The 14,669-nt window shown below is 70.7% G+C and carries 15 protein-coding genes; 6 read left to right on the top strand and 9 right to left on the bottom strand.

All coding sequences use genetic code 11. From position 1 onward, the window contains the following. Positions 1-253: 253 nt before the first annotated feature. The 6 genes from FHS29_RS25465 to FHS29_RS25440 all read right to left on the bottom strand — a co-directional run bounded on the left by FHS29_RS25465 (position 254) and on the right by FHS29_RS25440 (position 5,307). On the bottom strand, positions 254-610 hold the full coding sequence (locus FHS29_RS25465) for a tyrosinase family oxidase copper chaperone (protein WP_184694625.1): 357 nt from the start codon (positions 608-610) through the stop codon (positions 254-256). Positions 611-675: 65 nt separating this feature from the next. Next, positions 676-1,632, bottom strand: a complete 957-nt coding sequence (locus tag FHS29_RS38290; RefSeq protein ID WP_184694623.1) for an ArsR/SmtB family transcription factor — start codon at positions 1,630-1,632, stop codon at positions 676-678. Positions 1,633-1,998: 366 nt separating this feature from the next. Beyond that, a complete protein-coding gene (locus tag FHS29_RS25455) occupies positions 1,999-2,820 on the bottom strand; it encodes a tyrosinase family protein (protein WP_184694621.1) in 822 nt (273 codons plus the stop codon). Between the two features lie 25 nt (positions 2,821-2,845). Continuing rightward, positions 2,846-3,235, bottom strand: coding sequence for a tyrosinase family oxidase copper chaperone (locus tag FHS29_RS25450; protein ID WP_184694619.1), 390 nt, complete (start codon positions 3,233-3,235; stop codon positions 2,846-2,848). 518 nt (positions 3,236-3,753) lie between these two features. Next, on the bottom strand, positions 3,754-4,617 hold the full coding sequence (locus FHS29_RS25445) for a hypothetical protein (protein ID WP_184694617.1): 864 nt from the start codon (positions 4,615-4,617) through the stop codon (positions 3,754-3,756). A 477-nt stretch (positions 4,618-5,094) separates the two neighbouring features. Next, on the bottom strand, positions 5,095-5,307 hold the full coding sequence (locus FHS29_RS25440; protein WP_184694615.1) for a hypothetical protein: 213 nt from the start codon (positions 5,305-5,307) through the stop codon (positions 5,095-5,097). A gap of 18 nt (positions 5,308-5,325) precedes the next feature. Here FHS29_RS25440 and FHS29_RS25435 point away from each other — a divergent pair, with 18 nt between their 5' ends. The 6 genes from FHS29_RS25435 (at position 5,326) to FHS29_RS25410 (ending at position 11,967) form a co-directional block, all read left to right on the top strand. Further along, on the top strand, positions 5,326-5,952 hold the full coding sequence (locus tag FHS29_RS25435) for a hypothetical protein (protein ID WP_184694613.1): 627 nt from the start codon (positions 5,326-5,328) through the stop codon (positions 5,950-5,952). Positions 5,953-6,117: 165 nt separating this feature from the next. Beyond that, a complete protein-coding gene (locus FHS29_RS25430; RefSeq protein WP_184694612.1) occupies positions 6,118-6,822 on the top strand; it encodes an AfsR/SARP family transcriptional regulator in 705 nt (234 codons plus the stop codon). Between the two features lie 26 nt (positions 6,823-6,848). Beyond that, positions 6,849-7,790, top strand: a complete 942-nt coding sequence (locus FHS29_RS25425) for a hypothetical protein (RefSeq protein ID WP_184694610.1) — start codon at positions 6,849-6,851, stop codon at positions 7,788-7,790. After that, positions 7,748-7,951, top strand: a complete 204-nt coding sequence (locus tag FHS29_RS25420; RefSeq protein ID WP_184694608.1) for a hypothetical protein — start codon at positions 7,748-7,750, stop codon at positions 7,949-7,951. Before FHS29_RS25425 ends, FHS29_RS25420 begins: the two co-directional genes overlap by 43 nt. A gap of 252 nt (positions 7,952-8,203) precedes the next feature. Then, positions 8,204-9,463, top strand: coding sequence for a DUF418 domain-containing protein (locus tag FHS29_RS25415; RefSeq protein ID WP_184694606.1), 1,260 nt, complete (start codon positions 8,204-8,206; stop codon positions 9,461-9,463). A gap of 167 nt (positions 9,464-9,630) precedes the next feature. Further along, entirely contained in the window at positions 9,631-11,967 is a 2,337-nt protein-coding gene (locus FHS29_RS25410; RefSeq protein WP_246440800.1) for a penicillin acylase family protein, read from the top strand. Positions 11,968-12,027: 60 nt separating this feature from the next. Here FHS29_RS25410 and cysC read toward each other — a convergent pair whose 3' ends face one another. The 3 genes from cysC to FHS29_RS25395 form a co-directional block, all read right to left on the bottom strand. Next, positions 12,028-12,555: an adenylyl-sulfate kinase gene (gene cysC, locus FHS29_RS25405; protein ID WP_184694602.1), complete on the bottom strand. Its 528-nt coding sequence runs from the start codon at positions 12,553-12,555 to the stop codon at positions 12,028-12,030. Between the two features lie 145 nt (positions 12,556-12,700). Continuing rightward, complete coding sequence (locus tag FHS29_RS25400; RefSeq protein ID WP_184694600.1) at positions 12,701-13,255, bottom strand: flavin reductase family protein; 555 nt, start codon at positions 13,253-13,255, stop codon at positions 12,701-12,703. Positions 13,256-13,296: 41 nt separating this feature from the next. After that, a complete protein-coding gene (locus FHS29_RS25395; RefSeq protein ID WP_184694598.1) occupies positions 13,297-14,526 on the bottom strand; it encodes a class I SAM-dependent methyltransferase in 1,230 nt (409 codons plus the stop codon). Positions 14,527-14,669 lie beyond the last annotated feature (143 nt).

The following is a 14,669-nucleotide window of genomic DNA, read 5'->3' as shown; positions in this document are numbered from 1 at the left end:
GCCCGCGACGCTGCACACGCCCGCCGTGTGGACCGCACCACCAGGTGCCCGTCAGTCGCCGGAAGCACAGGCCATGCCGGTCAAGGGAGCCACATGGTTCGTGCCCGATCGGAGGTTCCGATCGGGCACGAACCACCTGCGGTCCGCTACGACGAGCCGGCGCCTGTCCGCACCGGGCAAGAGGTCTCGGACAGCCGGGCGCTGCCCGTCATCCGCACGCGGCGCGACGGCCGGACAGCGCCCGGTCCGCCGGTCACGGCTCGAACGGCTCCAGTTCGTTGTCCGGGCCGAGGGTCTCGACCGCGCGGCGGGCGGTGACCAGCAGCGTCGGCATCTCCTCGTAGGAGTTGACGACGCTGATGTAGCTCGGCTCCTCGGTGGCCAGCTTCATGACGCCCAGCTCACGGCCGTTGATGAACACCGAACGCCGTACCCAGCCCGGGGTGGTCTGGCAACGCTCGGCGATGCGGATCACCTTCTCCTGGTACTGCTCGGTGTGCACGGCCGGCTTGCACAGTCGCGCGTCGGCACCCGTGGTCGCGGTCGCGGTGGCGGGTACCGCGACCGCGGCGGCGAAGGTCAGCGCGACCGCGGTGATCGTCTTGTACACGAGATCTCCTTCCGACAGGGGGACGGATGAGACCAGCTTCCAGCACCGCGCGGGAGGTGTGAAGATCATTCGACCACGTTCGAAAGGCTCCGCCGGTACCTGACGCGCTGACCTGCGCGCTCCCGGTCCACGAGACCGGCCTTCGACAGCCTGCCCAGGTGGTAGGACACGGTGGACGGGCTCAAGTGGTGCCGGCGCGCCAGATCCGTGGTCGTGCGCGGCACGTCGAGGTCGCCGAGCAGCGCGGCGCGGGTGTGCCCCAGGACGTCGCCGAGCGCCGGCGCGGACGCGGGCACGGCCATCGCCGGGTAGACGACGTGCACGGTGCGCACGCCCAGCGGGTCGACGCCCACGCCCGCGTGCCACGCGTAGGTCGAGGGCATCAGCACCAGACCGCGGGACTCGTGGATCGTGCCCTCGTTGCGAGACCTGATGCGCAGCCGCTGGTCCGCCCAGAGGATGTCCGGGTGCAGCCGCCGCAGCACCGTGCCCAGCCCGTCCCGGCCCGCGGCGCGCGAGCGGCGTTCGATGTCGGCGTCCAACCGGCGCTGGACGCCCGGCCACCGCCGGGCGAACCCGTGCCGCCAGTACTGCGCCAGCTCGTCGGCCACCGCAGCCGCGAAGAAGTCCTCACCCCGGTGCAGTGCGTCGAGCACCGGACGCGCCCGCGCCTCGGCACGCGGCCCCGCCCGGCGGATCCGCTCCACCCAGCCCGCCATCTCGGCGGCCACCCGCTCGGCCGGCGTGGACGCGACCGCGTGCAGCTCGCCGTGCAGGTCCGGGTCGTAGGCGGCGGGCTCCGGGTTGAGGAAGTCCGGCACGTAGCCGTGGTACTGGCTCATGAAGCACGCCATCAGCACCAGTCGCCGCCGCGCCATCGTGTCCTGCGCCGAGGCCAGCCAGCCCTCGCGGTGACGCGCGGGCCCGCGGCCTTGGTTGAGCACCGTGCCGATTTCCATCAACGGCGACAACGCGAACCGCACCGACGCCAGCGCGTCACCGCCCAGCTCCACCGTGATCACCGCGATTTCCCGTCCCGTCGTCGCGCACCAGAGATCCCGTTCCGACCGTAGTGAGTGACGGGGCGACCGGTAGGCGACCACTCGGACGAAGAAGCGGCGACGCCGGTGCGCCGAGCCCACCGCGCGGTGGACCGGACGCGGCGCCGCGGGCACGTCCGGGCGGATCCGACTCGGGTCGTGGGTCCGGGTGTGGCGCAGCCGGCTGTCGGGGCGGTGATGTGGAGGGCGGCCCGGTGGCGCACCGCGAGTTCGTCCGGGCGGATGGCCACCGCCCGGTGTTGCCCGATGGAGCGATGACCTCGCGGACGGGACGGCCGCGAGGTCATCGTGGTCAGCGGCGGTCGCCCTCGGCCGAGGGCGCTGCCGTCACTGGTAGGTGTAGACGCTGCTGTGGTTCAGCATGTCGCGCGGTGTCGTGGGCCACGGGTTCATCGCCTCGTCGATGTCCACCACGTCCACCGTCCCCGCGGCGGGCACGTAGGTGCCGCCGGGGTTGCGGGCCTGCCACTGCGACCACAGGCGGTCGACGTTGCAGTGGTGCAGCCAGAACACGGGGTCGTTGGGCGAGCCGAAGCCGGCCATCGTGCCGTTGATCCAGTTGTGCACCCTGTTGTGCAGGTTCGGGCCGCGGAAGCCCTCCAGGTAGTTCCGGAAGCTGTTGGTCGACGTGCTGTTCCACGGCGAGGTGTCGTAGGTCGTGAGCCCCAGCACCGACGTCACCTCGGCGGCCGTGGGCAGCCGCAGCCCGCCGGCGCCGATGTTGCGGCGCAGGAAGTTGGCCGAGTCGCTGCGCACGGTCAGCGTCCAGTTGCCGGTCGAGAAGGCGAACGGGCCGACGTTGACCCGCCAGTTGGTCGTGGAGGTGCCGTTGGGGCCCATGAAGTCGTTCGCCCACAACGAGGAGGTGCTGCCCGCGGTCGTCCAGTCCCAGTACGGGAGGGTGACCGACGGGTCGACGCTCTGCAGCGCCGTCTCGAACTCGATCAGGTACTTGCGGTGCCACGGCAGGAACGACGGCGACCGGTGCCCGATGCGCGTCGAGAAGTCGCTGTCCCCGTTGCCGCGGTCGATGTGCAGGCGCACGAACGGGTCGTAGCGGCCACTTGCCTTCAGCGCCAGCACGGCGTTGACGAAGCTCGACCGCTCGGCGGCGGTCAGGTTTGCCTGGTTCTTGCGGATGAGCGCCATGATGTCCCCCTCTTCGCTGACCGACTCAGTGGCCGTGGTGGGTCGGTGGCGATTCCGGCCGGAGGTCGCCGAGCGTCTCCACGGCGCGCCGAGCGGCGGAGCGGAGCGAATCGAAGGACTCGTAGTGGTTCACCGATGTCGTGTACGTGCCGTCGCCGTTGCTCATGATGTGCAGCGCGTCGCCGTCCACGGTCACCTCGCTTTGCGGGTTCGCCCCGCGGGCGACGGCCCACCCCTTGATCCGCCGCCCCTTGTACAACTCGTCGAACTCCTCCAGCACCACCGCCTGCGCGTTGCCGCCGAGCCCGATCAGACCCGCTCCCGCGGCCGCGATGACGCCGGCGCCGACCAGGCCGCCGACCAGGAATCTTCTCCGGCCGACCACCTTGTCGTCCCCGTCCTCGTGGACGTGCATGTTTGTGCCACCTGTCTGCGTAGTGAACGCGACGCGAACAATCCCCAGGGCGGGCTTCTCCCCGCCCTCGGAAGCGCCGCTGTTCCCGACATTATCAGTGGACTTTTCTGTGAAAGAGCCGCCAAATAGACGATCTAATTCGAGTAAATTGTTAAACAAGTGGCCGTGATCACCTTGTCGGTGTCCGACGGTTCCGGTAGAAGCACGCCGCCCGCATTCACCGAGTGCGAAAACCTGCCCGATGGAACAGTTTCCGCTGGTGGAGCCGCTGTCCGAGCCGGTGATCAGGTTCCGCGCGCCGACCTTCGCGACGACGTTCCGGTATACTGCCCGCACCGTTCGGCCCGGCGGGCGCCGGTGGGTTCGGAATCGCGCACATCCCGCCGGAGGGACTGTCCGAGTTCCGTGAAAAGGTCATCGGCCGCCCACTGCCCGGTAATAAGAACGAGCTGACGACGAATCCGGGTACCGGAACGTCCCGATTCCGAATACCGGAGTCCGTCGGCGCGGCGTCCGCACTACGGCCGTGCTGCCGCCAGGTCCACCAGGCCGGCGCGGTCGAGCACGTCGAGTCGCTGGTCGCCCTGCGCACCGGAGCGCGCGACCAGGCCACGCCGCTCCAGGACGCCCATCGCCTTCCTGAGCCGCTCGGTCACCAGCGAACCCTTGCCCTTGGCCGCGAAGTCCGCCTTCTCCTCGGGCGTCAGGGTCGGCGCGACCTTCTTCTTCCACACGTCCAGCAGATCGGCGCGTGCGACCGACGTCGCGTCACCGGCCAGGTCCAGGATGATCGCGGCCAGCGTGCGCCCGTGGTCGTCCTGCTGCGCCGTGTGCTGCTCGACCAGCGCCTCCAACGACGTGCGACTGGTCGCGCCGGTCGTGCCCGGCACGTCGAGCGTCGTCAGCCGCGCCCACAGCGCCCGGTCGGCCTCGGTGGGCTCGGCCCCTTCACCGAGCACGGCGGCGCGGTGGGTGTCGATCGCCGCGCCCAGGGCGATCACCAGGCTCATCAGCTCGTCGCGGACGTCGTCGCCGCGCAGTCGGCGCACCTGGGAGGCGATCAGCCGGTGCTGCTCCCGCACCAGCGCCTCGAAGTGCGCGGTCTTCTTGGTCCGCTCGCCCTCCTCGGCGAGGTCGCGGTCGTGATCGGCCCGGGAGATCTCCCCCGCCGACAACCGCGCCCGCGCGGTGTCGCGCTCGGCCTTCCGGTGCGCGCGGTCCACCGCGATCCGGTCCAGCATCCCCAGCAGCACCCGGTCGGTCTGCTCGACGTAGGCCTCGGAAGCCAGCTGCCGCCACACCTCGGGGTCACGGCTGCGCAGCGCGTTGTTGACGAACCGGTCGGCGGCATGGTCGTCATCGGGCTCGTAGGGCAGTGCCACGGTGTGTCAGTCCTTCGTCGTGCGGTCATGGGTCCGGCAGGCCATCGGGCTCCACCCTGTCGATCACGGTCACGATCAGTCGGTGGCATCCGGTAGTGCGGGGCACATGAACTGGAGTCGCCGTGCGAGCCGATCCCCCTATTGTCCCAGCCCGACGTCCAGCGCTTCGCACCAGTCCGAGACCGGGGCCTTCGGGCTGATCTGGGCGAGGGCAAACCGCTGGCGAGCGGTTTCACGTCCGCACCGGCCTGACCGCCGGCCGCGAACGGCTCGCTGAGCACGGCGGTCGAGGGCCGGCCGCAGTCCGCTTGGCCCGGCCACAAGGCCCTGAGCTGCCGCACGTTCGACGAAGGACCGGCGGCCTACACGCAACGGTCGAAGGTGCCACGCCACCAGGCCGCCCCACGGCGCGCGGAACAGCCGTCGCCCCGGCGACCCGTCGAATGAGATCCGGCCTGGCACACCGCACCGTGGCCGTCAGGGCACAAGCCCGCGCCCGACCTGATCGTCAGCCGACGGCTTGCCCGAGTCGCCGGGGGACTTGTCCGCCTCGGCCAGGCGGGCGTGGAGGCGTTCGCGGATCTGGTCCGGGGTGTAGGCGCGACGACGGCGTTCGGCGCGTGCGACCACCGCCCCGGTCGCGGCGACACCGACGAACGCGGCCAGGCCGGCGAGCTTCCACCAACGCATGTGCCTAGGCTACTGCCCGTGGCGGGTATTTCCTTGGACGAGGCCCTCGACGCGACACGCACCGGCGACGTGTGGGTGTTCCGCGGTCGCAGTGCCGCCGACCGGGCGATACAGGCGTTGACCAACAGCCCGGTCAACCACGTCGGCATGTCGGTGGTGATCGACGACCTGCCGCCGCTGATGTGGCACGCCGAGCTGGGCCGGTCGCTGCCCGACCTGTGGTCCGGCCGGCAGCAGCGCGGCGCGCAGTTGCACGACCTGCGGGAAGCCGTGCTGACCTGGGCGCGGAAGTACGGGCAGCGCGCCTGGCTGCGTCAACTCGACCACCCGGTCACCCCCGAGGCGGAGGACGCCGTCCTGCGCACGATCGCGCGGATGGACGGCACACCGTTCCCCTCCTCGGCCCGGCTGGCGTCGCGCTGGCTGCGCGGTCGCATCCCGTTGCGCAAGCGGGCGGAGGCGGCGCTGGAGACCGCGTACTGCGCCGAGGTCGTGGCGGTGACCTACCAGGCGATGGGGCTGCTGCCGTCCGACCGGAACCCGAACTGGTACGACCCCGGCCGCTTCTGGAGCGGCGACGACCTCGAACTGCTCGCGGGTGCCCGACTCGGCGACGAGATCGCGGTCGAGATCCCGGCGAGCTGACGAGGCCGGTGCGGCGCGGTCGACTCGCGGCCGGGCGAGGTGCGGCCCGGTCTCGTGCCGATGGCCCCGTCCGCTCCCCGGTCTGAGCGTGCGAACCTGGAGATTCCAGGTCACCGCTTGAGCGTCTCCCCGACGCCCCGCTATACAGGGCGCCGGGGAGGGGTCATGGCCGTGGAGTTCGACGTGCTCGGGGATCTCGTCGTGCGCGTCGGGGGCCGGGTGGTGGACCTCGGGCACGCGCGGCGGCAGTGCGTTCTGGCGGCGTTGCTCGTGGACGCGAACCGGGCGGTGTCGCTCGACCAGCCGGCCGACCGGGTCTGGGGCGAGGCGGTGCCGGAACGCGCCGGCACCACGTTGTGGAGCTACCTGTCCAGGCTGCGGCGGCTGGTGGGGCCGGTCATCGCACGCGGGCCGCTCGGCTACCGGATCGTGGTCGAACCGGGGTACCTGGACCTGCACCGGTACCGGGACGCGGTCGCGGCGGGCGAGCACGCCGAGGCGCTCGCGCTCTGGCGCGGTGCGCCGTTCGCGGGCCTGCACACCGAGTGGCTCGACCGGACGCGCGCTGGAGTCGCTGCTGCGCGGGCTCGGCGTGGCCGCCGACCGGATCCCGCGGAGCCTGACCGATCGGACCGCGTTGTTCCGCAGCGTGGTGGACGGGCAGCGGGTGCTGCTGCTGCTCGACAACGTCAAGGACAGCGAGCAGGTCCGGCCGTTGCTGCCGGGCAACGACTCCCTCGTGCTGATCACCAGCCGATCCCGGCTGCGCGGCCTGTCGGTTCGCGAGGGCGCCCGCCTCCTGACGGTGGACCTGCTGACGCCCGCCGAAGCACTCGTCCTGCTCGGCAACGTGATCGGCGCCGCGCGTAGAGGACGAGCGGGAGGCCGCGACGGAGTTGGTCGAGTTCTGTGCGCGGCTGCCGCCGGCCGTCCGACTCGCCGCCGAACAGGCCGCCCTGCACCCGGCGCGGTCGCTGCGCGCGTTGGTGGACTCGCTGCGCCGCCAACCGAGCCGGCTGGCGGCGCTGTCGCTGGACGACGACGCGGACACCGATCTCCGCGCGCTCTTCAGGTGGTCCTACGAGGCGCTGAAACCCGACGCGGCCCGGATGTTCGCGCTGCTCGGACTTTTCCCCGGCAACGCCATCAGCATCCCGACCGCAGCCGCGCTCGCCGGCGTGGACGAGACGCGGGCCAGGACGGCATTGGGCCGGCTGGTCACGGCCGGCATGGTCGGCACGCGCGACGACGACCGCTACGAGCCGCACGACCTGCTCCGCGAGTTCGCGCGGGACATCGCGCGCACCCCCGAAGAGGAACGGGCGGCACGCTCGCGCCTGGTCGGCTGGTACACCCACACCGCGGTCAACGGCCACCGCGCCCTGACCGGCTCGCCGCACAACCTGCCCGTCGACCCGCTGCCGTTGGGCGTGACCGCACCGGAGTTCGCCGACCACCGGGCGGCGATGGCCTGGTACGACAGCGAACGGGACACGCTGCTGGAGCTGGTGTTGCGGGCCGACGAGCACGGCGGGAAGCGCAGCGGCATCGTGATCGCGCAGCTGTGCTGGGCTTACTTCCACGTGCGCGGCGACTACGCGCACCTGACAGCGGCGTACGAGGCCGGCCTCGGCTACGCGGTCGAACTGGGCGACGAGTACTTGGAAGCCAAGTGCTGCAACGGGTTGATGCTGCCGTACGGCGAGCTTAAGCGGACCGAGGACGACCTCACCGCCGGCCTGCGGGCGTTGCGCATCTTCGAGAAGCTGGGTGACCGCCACGAGCAGCGGCCGCCTTGGAGATCGCCGAGGACATCGAGGCGACCGCGCGCGAGGTGACCGTGCGGATCCACCTCGGCCACCAGCTGGTCACCGCGGGAGAACCCCGTGAAGCCGCCGAAGTCTGGCGCCGTGCGCACGCGCTGGCCGTCCGCCTCCAGGACCCGGCCACCCACGAGATCGAGGCACTCCTCGAAGCCGCGCCTGCCGGCAACCGTTGAGCCGGTTGACTTCGACTACGCCCGTGCTGCGCCGCCTCGCCCCGGGCGCGCCGCCGGCCGCCCGTCTCCGATGGCTCGCGGTCAGGCAATCCCCTGCTACGAAGGGAAAACGGCACCAGCCGCGTAGGCATGTTCGGCTTCACGTTACCCGAGGCCCAACGCCTGTCGATCCACCCGCCCCTACGGCCACAGCCACCAACGAGCACGCCTGGTCGTGAACGTGCCGAACGGCATTGGCGCTAGCCTTGGCGCATGGCGAAACCCGCGCAGGTGGCACGCGGCTCGGTGAAAGAGAAGGAGCGGGCGCTCGCACCCGACTTCGCCCGCGGCCTGATGCTGCTGCTGATCGTGTTATCCAACACCGTCTTCTACCTCTGGGCGGCGCCGCAAGGACCGTCGGGATGGCATCCGCTGGAGGACTCGACGGTGGACCGCGCCGTCCAGTTCCTCATGATCGTAACCCTCGACCTGCGCGTCTACCCGTTGTTCGCTTTCCTGTTCGGCTACGGGATGATGCAGCTCTACCTGCGCCAGACCACGGCGGGCACCTCGGGGCGCGCGGCGCTGGTACTGCTGAGCAAGCGCAGTGTCGGCCTGCTCCTCTTCGGTTTCGCGCACGCCGCGCTGCTGCTCGCCGGTGACATCCTCGGCTCCTACGCGCTGGCCGGCGTGGCGCTCGGCTGGCTGTTCCTCCGCCGCACCGACCGCGTTCTCGCGGTGTGGAGCGCAATCGCGGTGGCCGTGCTGATCGCGACCACGGTCGCGCCCGCGCTGCTCGCGATCGCCGGCGGCAACCTCGGCTCGGACGAGTTCACCCCCGACCAGTCCGCCACCGCCGCGTACGCCTCCGGCCAACCGGACTTCATGGCCTCGATGTGGACCCGGCTCGGCACCTGGTCGGTCATCACGTTCGTCGGCGGACCGCTGTCCTTCGCGGGCCACGCGGCGATGCTGCTCGGTTTCGTGGCGGCGCGCCGCCGCGTGCTCGAAGAGCCGCACAACCACCTGCGCCTGCTGCGGTGGACCGCCGTGCTCGGGGTGACCATCGGCTGGCTCGGCGGGCTGCCGGCGGCGCTGGCCAACCTCGGGTACCTCGACCTGCCCGCGGAGGCGCTCTCGGACAGCGGCGTGCTGAACCAGCTCCAGGTCGGCACCGGGCTCGCCGCCGGGCTCGGCTACGTCGCGATCTTCGGCTTGCTGGCGAACCGGATGTCCGACCGCACCAAGCGGAACCCCGCGGTGGTCGCGGTGACCGCGGTCGGGAAGCGGTCGTTGTCCTGCTACCTCGCGCACTCGGTGCTGTTCTCGCCGGTGCTGGCGGCCTGGGGCCTGGGCCTCGGCGAGAAGTTGACCAGCGCGACGATGGCGTTGTTCGCGACCGCCGTCTGGCTGATCACCGTGTTCGGCGCCTATGCGCTGGAGCGCACCGGCCGCCGCGGACCGGCGGAAGTCGTCCTGCGGAACATCATGTACGGCAAGCGGAAACGCGACAAGGAAACCCGGCAGCGCTGAGCCGACCGGCGAGAACACGTGACATCCGGCTCGCGGCCGTGGATGGTCGATGCCGTCATGTCACAACCCAGCAGTCCACACCGCACGGAAACCTGGGGGATTCCAAAATGGGCCAGAAGACGAGGCGAGCCAGTCGAATACTGGCGGTCGCCGGTCTGATATCGAGCATGGTCGTGGCGGCTCCGGCCACCGCCGGTGCGATCCGCGTCGCGGTCCACCCGGTGAGCGGGCTGAACAGCCCGGTGAACCTGGTGGTCGACCGCTGGGGCGTACCGCACATCTACGCGCAGTCCTCATCGGACGCGTTCCTGGCACAGGGGTTCAACGCGGCCCGCGATCGCATGTTCCAGATCGACCTGTGGCTGCGCAAGGGACTGGGCCGGCTGGCCGAGGTCTTCGGCCCCCAGTACGTCGAGCAGGACAGGGCGTCGCGACTGTTCCTCTACCGCGGCGACATGCAGCGCGAGTGGGCGAGCTACGGCCCCGAGGCGAAGGACGCCGCGACCAGGTTCGCCGCCGGCGTCAACGCCTACGTCGACTGGCTGGAGCACAACCCGAACGCGCTGCCGGAAGAGTTCAAGCAGCTGAAGTACAAGCCGAAGCGCTGGACTCCGGAGGACGTGGTCCGGATCCGCCTGCACGCGCTGAGCTACAACCTCACCAGCGAGGTGGAGCGCGCGCGGGTCGCCTGTGTCGTGGACGTGGACCTGGACCGGCTCCGCGTCCGGCTCGAACCCGAGCACAAGACGGTGGTCCTGCGGGGTTTCGACCCCTGCACCCTGCCCGAGGACGTGCTGGGCACCTACAACCTGGCCAAGAACGGGGTCCAGTTCACCGCCGGCCGGCTGCGCGAGGTCCCGGTGAGCCCGCGGGCGAACGTCCAGGGCAGCAACAACTGGGCGATCGGTCCGTCCCGCACCACCACCGGCCGCCCGATCCTGGCCAACGACCCGCATCGCGGCATCGGGGTGCCGTCCTCGCGCTACCTCGCGCACCTCAACGCACCGGGGCTGGACGTCATCGGCGCGGGTGAGGCGTTCGCGCCCGGGATCTCCATCGGGCACAACGAAACCTCCGGCTTCGGCCTGACGGTCTTCCAGGCCGACCAGGAGGACCTGTACGTCTACGAGCTGGACCCGGCCGACCCCGGCAGGTACCGCTACGGCGGCGGCTGGGAGGACTTCACCAAGGTGACCGAGCAGGTCCCCGTCGCCGGTGGCGGCAAGCAGGCGGTCGAGCTGTCGTACACCCGGCACGGTCCGGTGATCAAGGTGGACGCCGCGCACAACCGGGCGTACGCCGTCCGCGCCGCGTGGCTGGAGCCGGGCATGTCGCCGTACTACGGCAGCATGCGCTACCTCCGGGCGAAGAGCTTCGGCGAGTTCCGGGAGGCGGTCGAACACTGGGGCGCGCCGCCGCTGAACCACGTCTACGCCGACACGAAGGGCGACATCGGCTGGGTCGTCGGCGCGCTGGTGCCGAAGCGGACGAACTTCGACGGCCTGCTGCCGGTGCCCGGCGACGGGCGCTACGAGTGGAACGGCTTCCACTCCGGCAAGGACCTCCCCCGCGATCACAACCCCGAGCGCGGGTTCGTCGCCACGGCGAACGAGTTCAACCTGCCGCCCGACTACCCGAAGGACCGGCAGCTGGGCTACGAGTGGGCCGAACCGTCGAGGCACCAGCGCATCACCGAGGTGCTCTCGGCCAAACCGAAGAGTTCGCTCGCGGACACGACGGTGCTGCAGAACGACCAGCTCACGGTGATCGCGCGGCGAATGGTCAAACTCCTCCAGCGGCTGCCGGCGGAGGACCCGGGCACCCGGATCGCGCTGGACATGCTGCGCGGCTGGGACGGTGTCGAGCACCCGGACTCGGCCGCGGCGGCGCTGTTCGAGGTGTGGCTGGCGAACCACCTCGGTCCGGGGTTCGTGTCCCAGGTGCTGCCCGAACCCGCGGCGGAGCTGGTCTACTCGCCCGACATCACGGTGCTGATGGAGGCGCTGGAGAACCCCGACGAGTGGTTCGGCCCCGACGGGGCGGAAGTCCGCGACGGGCTGCTGCTGGCCACGCTGACCGGTGCCTTCGAAGAGGTCGACTACCGGCTCGGCGGCAAACCCGCCGACTGGAAGTGGGGCAAGCTCCAGCAGACCACGTTCGACCACCCCGCGGCCGCGCTGGTGGGCGAGGAGGTGGCGAAGAAGTGGAACGTCGGGCCGTTCCCCCGCGGCGGCTCGTGGAACACCGTCGACGTGTCCGTCTCGTACGACTTCGGCAACGGGTTCACGCACCTGGGCGGTGCGTCGTTCCGCATGGCACTCGACGTCGGGAACTGGGACGCGTCGCAGGTGGTCAACACCCCGGGGCAGTCCGGTGACCCGAACAGCCCGCACTACCGCGATCTCGCGGAACTCTGGCGGACCGGGAAGTACTTCCCGCTGCTCTACAGCCGGGCCGCGGTGATGGCGAACGCGAAGCAGATCATCCTGCTGCTGCCGAAGTGATCGAGGGCGACAAGAGGGGCCGTCCCGGAGGGAAGTCCGGGACGGCCCCTTTCGCGTTGATCAGGGAGAGACGATCAGCCGGTACACGGCTTCGACCGATTCGGACACCGGCTGGGTGTGCGCCGGCACGCGGAGTTCGGGATCCACGGGTGGCTCGTACGGATCGTCCACTCCGGTCAGTGAGGTCAGCTCGCCGGCGCGCTGCCTGGCGTACAGGCCTTTCACGTCCCGGTCGGCGCACACGTCGACCGGCGTGGCGACGTACACCTCGCTGAACGGCACGTCCTGCGCCCGGTGCGCGGCCCTGACCTGGTCGCGGTCGGCGGCGTACGGCGCGATCACCGGGACCAGCACGGTGATCCCGTTGCGGGCCAGCAGACCGGCGACGCAACCGATCCGGCGCACGTTCTCCTCCCGGTCCGCGCGGCTGAAACCGAGGTCGGCGGTGAGGCTCCGGCGCATCTCGTCACCGTCGAGCACCTCCACCGGCCGCCCGTCGGCCCGCAGGCGTTCGGCCACCGCCGCGGCGATCGTCGACTTGCCCGCGCTGGGCAGCCCGGTCAGCCACACCGTCCGTCCGACCTTCATTCCGGTTCCTCCTCTGTCGTAGCAGAACCGCTGCCGCAACCGAATCGAGGCCGTGACGATCGCGGATCCGGGCCACCGGTGCACTGCCGTCACCGGTGCCCCCCGGTCGGCCGGTACCGCGAGGACTTGCGCAGCGGCCGAGGGGTCAGGCGCTGGTGTCGGTGAGCCGGCGGGCGAAGTTGCGCATCCCGTACAACAGCGGGCTCCCCGAACCGCCTTCGACGTCCACCACCCGCCCGAAGACCAGCACGTGGTCGCCGACGACCATGGTGCGGTCCACTTCGCACTCGGCCTCGGCGTACGCGTCGTCGACGAGCCAGGGCAGGCCGAGCCGCGGCGATCGACGCCAGTTCACCAGCTCGAAGCGGTCGGGATCCGGCGAAGCGAACAGCTCCGCCGCACCCTGACCGCCGTCGTGCAACAGGTTCACCACGAAGCCGGAGCGGCTGCGCAGCGCGTCCAGCGTTCCGCTGCGGGCGTCGAGGCTGACCAGCAGCGTGGGTGGGGAGAGCGTCACGCTGGTCAGCGAGTTGCAGGTCAACCCGTGCGGCCTGCCCTCGTCGTCGATCGAGGTGATGATCGTGACGCCGGTGAAGTACGCACCCATGAACTCGCGGAAGGCGCCGGGGGTGACACCGTTCCCGGTGCTGCCCCCGGCGGTCGGACCCGGGCGTTCCTGCGGAAGAAAGTCGGCACCCATCGTTCCACTCTTCTGTCCACGGTCACGCTCGTCGGCAGGACTCAGACGATGCGCACGTCCGGCACGTACAGGATCCACTTGCCGCCCCGATCCCGGAACTCCTGCTCCTTGGCCATGACCTCCTCGGCGTGGTTCCAGGCGAACAGCAGCGCGTAGTCCGGGTACGGCTGGGAGAACGCGGCGGATTCGCGCACCGGGATGTGCGCACCCGGCGTGACGCGGCCCTGCTTGGCCGGCGTCGTGTCGCAGACGAACTCGACGAGCTCCGGTCCGATGCCGCAGAGGTTCGTCACGGTCGCGCTCTTCGCGGTGGCGCCGTAGCCGACCACCCGCTTGCCCTCGCCACGCAGCTTCTCCAGCAGCGAGGTCAGGTCGTCGCGGATCTTGAGCACGCGGGCGCCGAACGCCTTCAGCGTCGCCAGGTCCGCGATCTCGCGCTCCTTCTCCTCGGCCACCAGCGCGGCGACCTCGGGGGTCGGGGTGCGCCGGCCGGCCGGGGCGAGCGAGTAGCGGACCTCGCCGCCGTGCACGCCGATGCGCTCGACGTCCACCAGCTCCAGGCCGAACCGGCTCGCCATGGCCTGGACGGACTGCGCGCTGAAGAAGAAGAAGTGCTCGTCGTAGACCTGGTCGAAGGAGGTGCGCTCGATGATGTCGCCGAGGTACGGGTCCTCGAAGACGAACACCCCGGTCGGCTTCAGCAGCGCGGTGACGCCGTTGAGGATCGACTCCATGTAGGGGATGTGGCAGAGCGTGTTGGCCGCGTAGATCACGTCGGCCCGACCTTCGTCGGCGACGATCTCCGCGGCCGTGGCCTCCTCGAAGAACGACTTGCGGACCTTGATGCCCTTGGTCGCCGCGAGGTCGGCCACGCCACCGGAGGGCTCCACGCCCAGGTGCCGGACCCCGGCCTCGGCGACCGCCTTGAGCATGATGCCGTCGTTGCAGCCCACCTCGACGATGAACGGGTCGTCGCCGGTCAGCTCGGTCGCCAGGAACCGCTTCGCCAACTGCTCGAAGTGGTTGCGCATGACCGCGGAGCCGGAGGAGTGGTACGGGTAGTCCTCGTGGAACATGCGGTCCCGCGGGACCTCCTCCATCAGCTGCACCATGGTGCAGCTCTCGCAGACCCCGGTGGCGAGCCGGAAGAAGAACTCGTCGCCGAAGTCCGCGTCCGGTCGCAGGAAGGCGTCGGACAGGGGCTGGCGCCCGAAGTCGAAGAACTCGTGGACCGTTCCGCCGCACACTCGGCACCGGGAAACGTTCGACATGGAAACTCCTGATCGATCGGACTGACAACACGAAACGGCAGGCGGTGGGGACTCCCCCGACCGGGCGGGAGGAGGACCGGGCCGGAAGTTCCTCCGGCGAAGCGCTTCCCGGGCTGCCGCGTCCCGCCGGCGGGACGCGGCAC

Origin of the sequence: Saccharothrix tamanrassetensis (genome assembly GCF_014203665.1) — a bacterium.
Taxonomy (GTDB): domain Bacteria; phylum Actinomycetota; class Actinomycetes; order Mycobacteriales; family Pseudonocardiaceae; genus Actinosynnema; species Actinosynnema tamanrassetense.
Note: the sequence above shows the minus strand (reverse complement) of the source record. Positions and strands in the feature narration are given on the sequence as shown.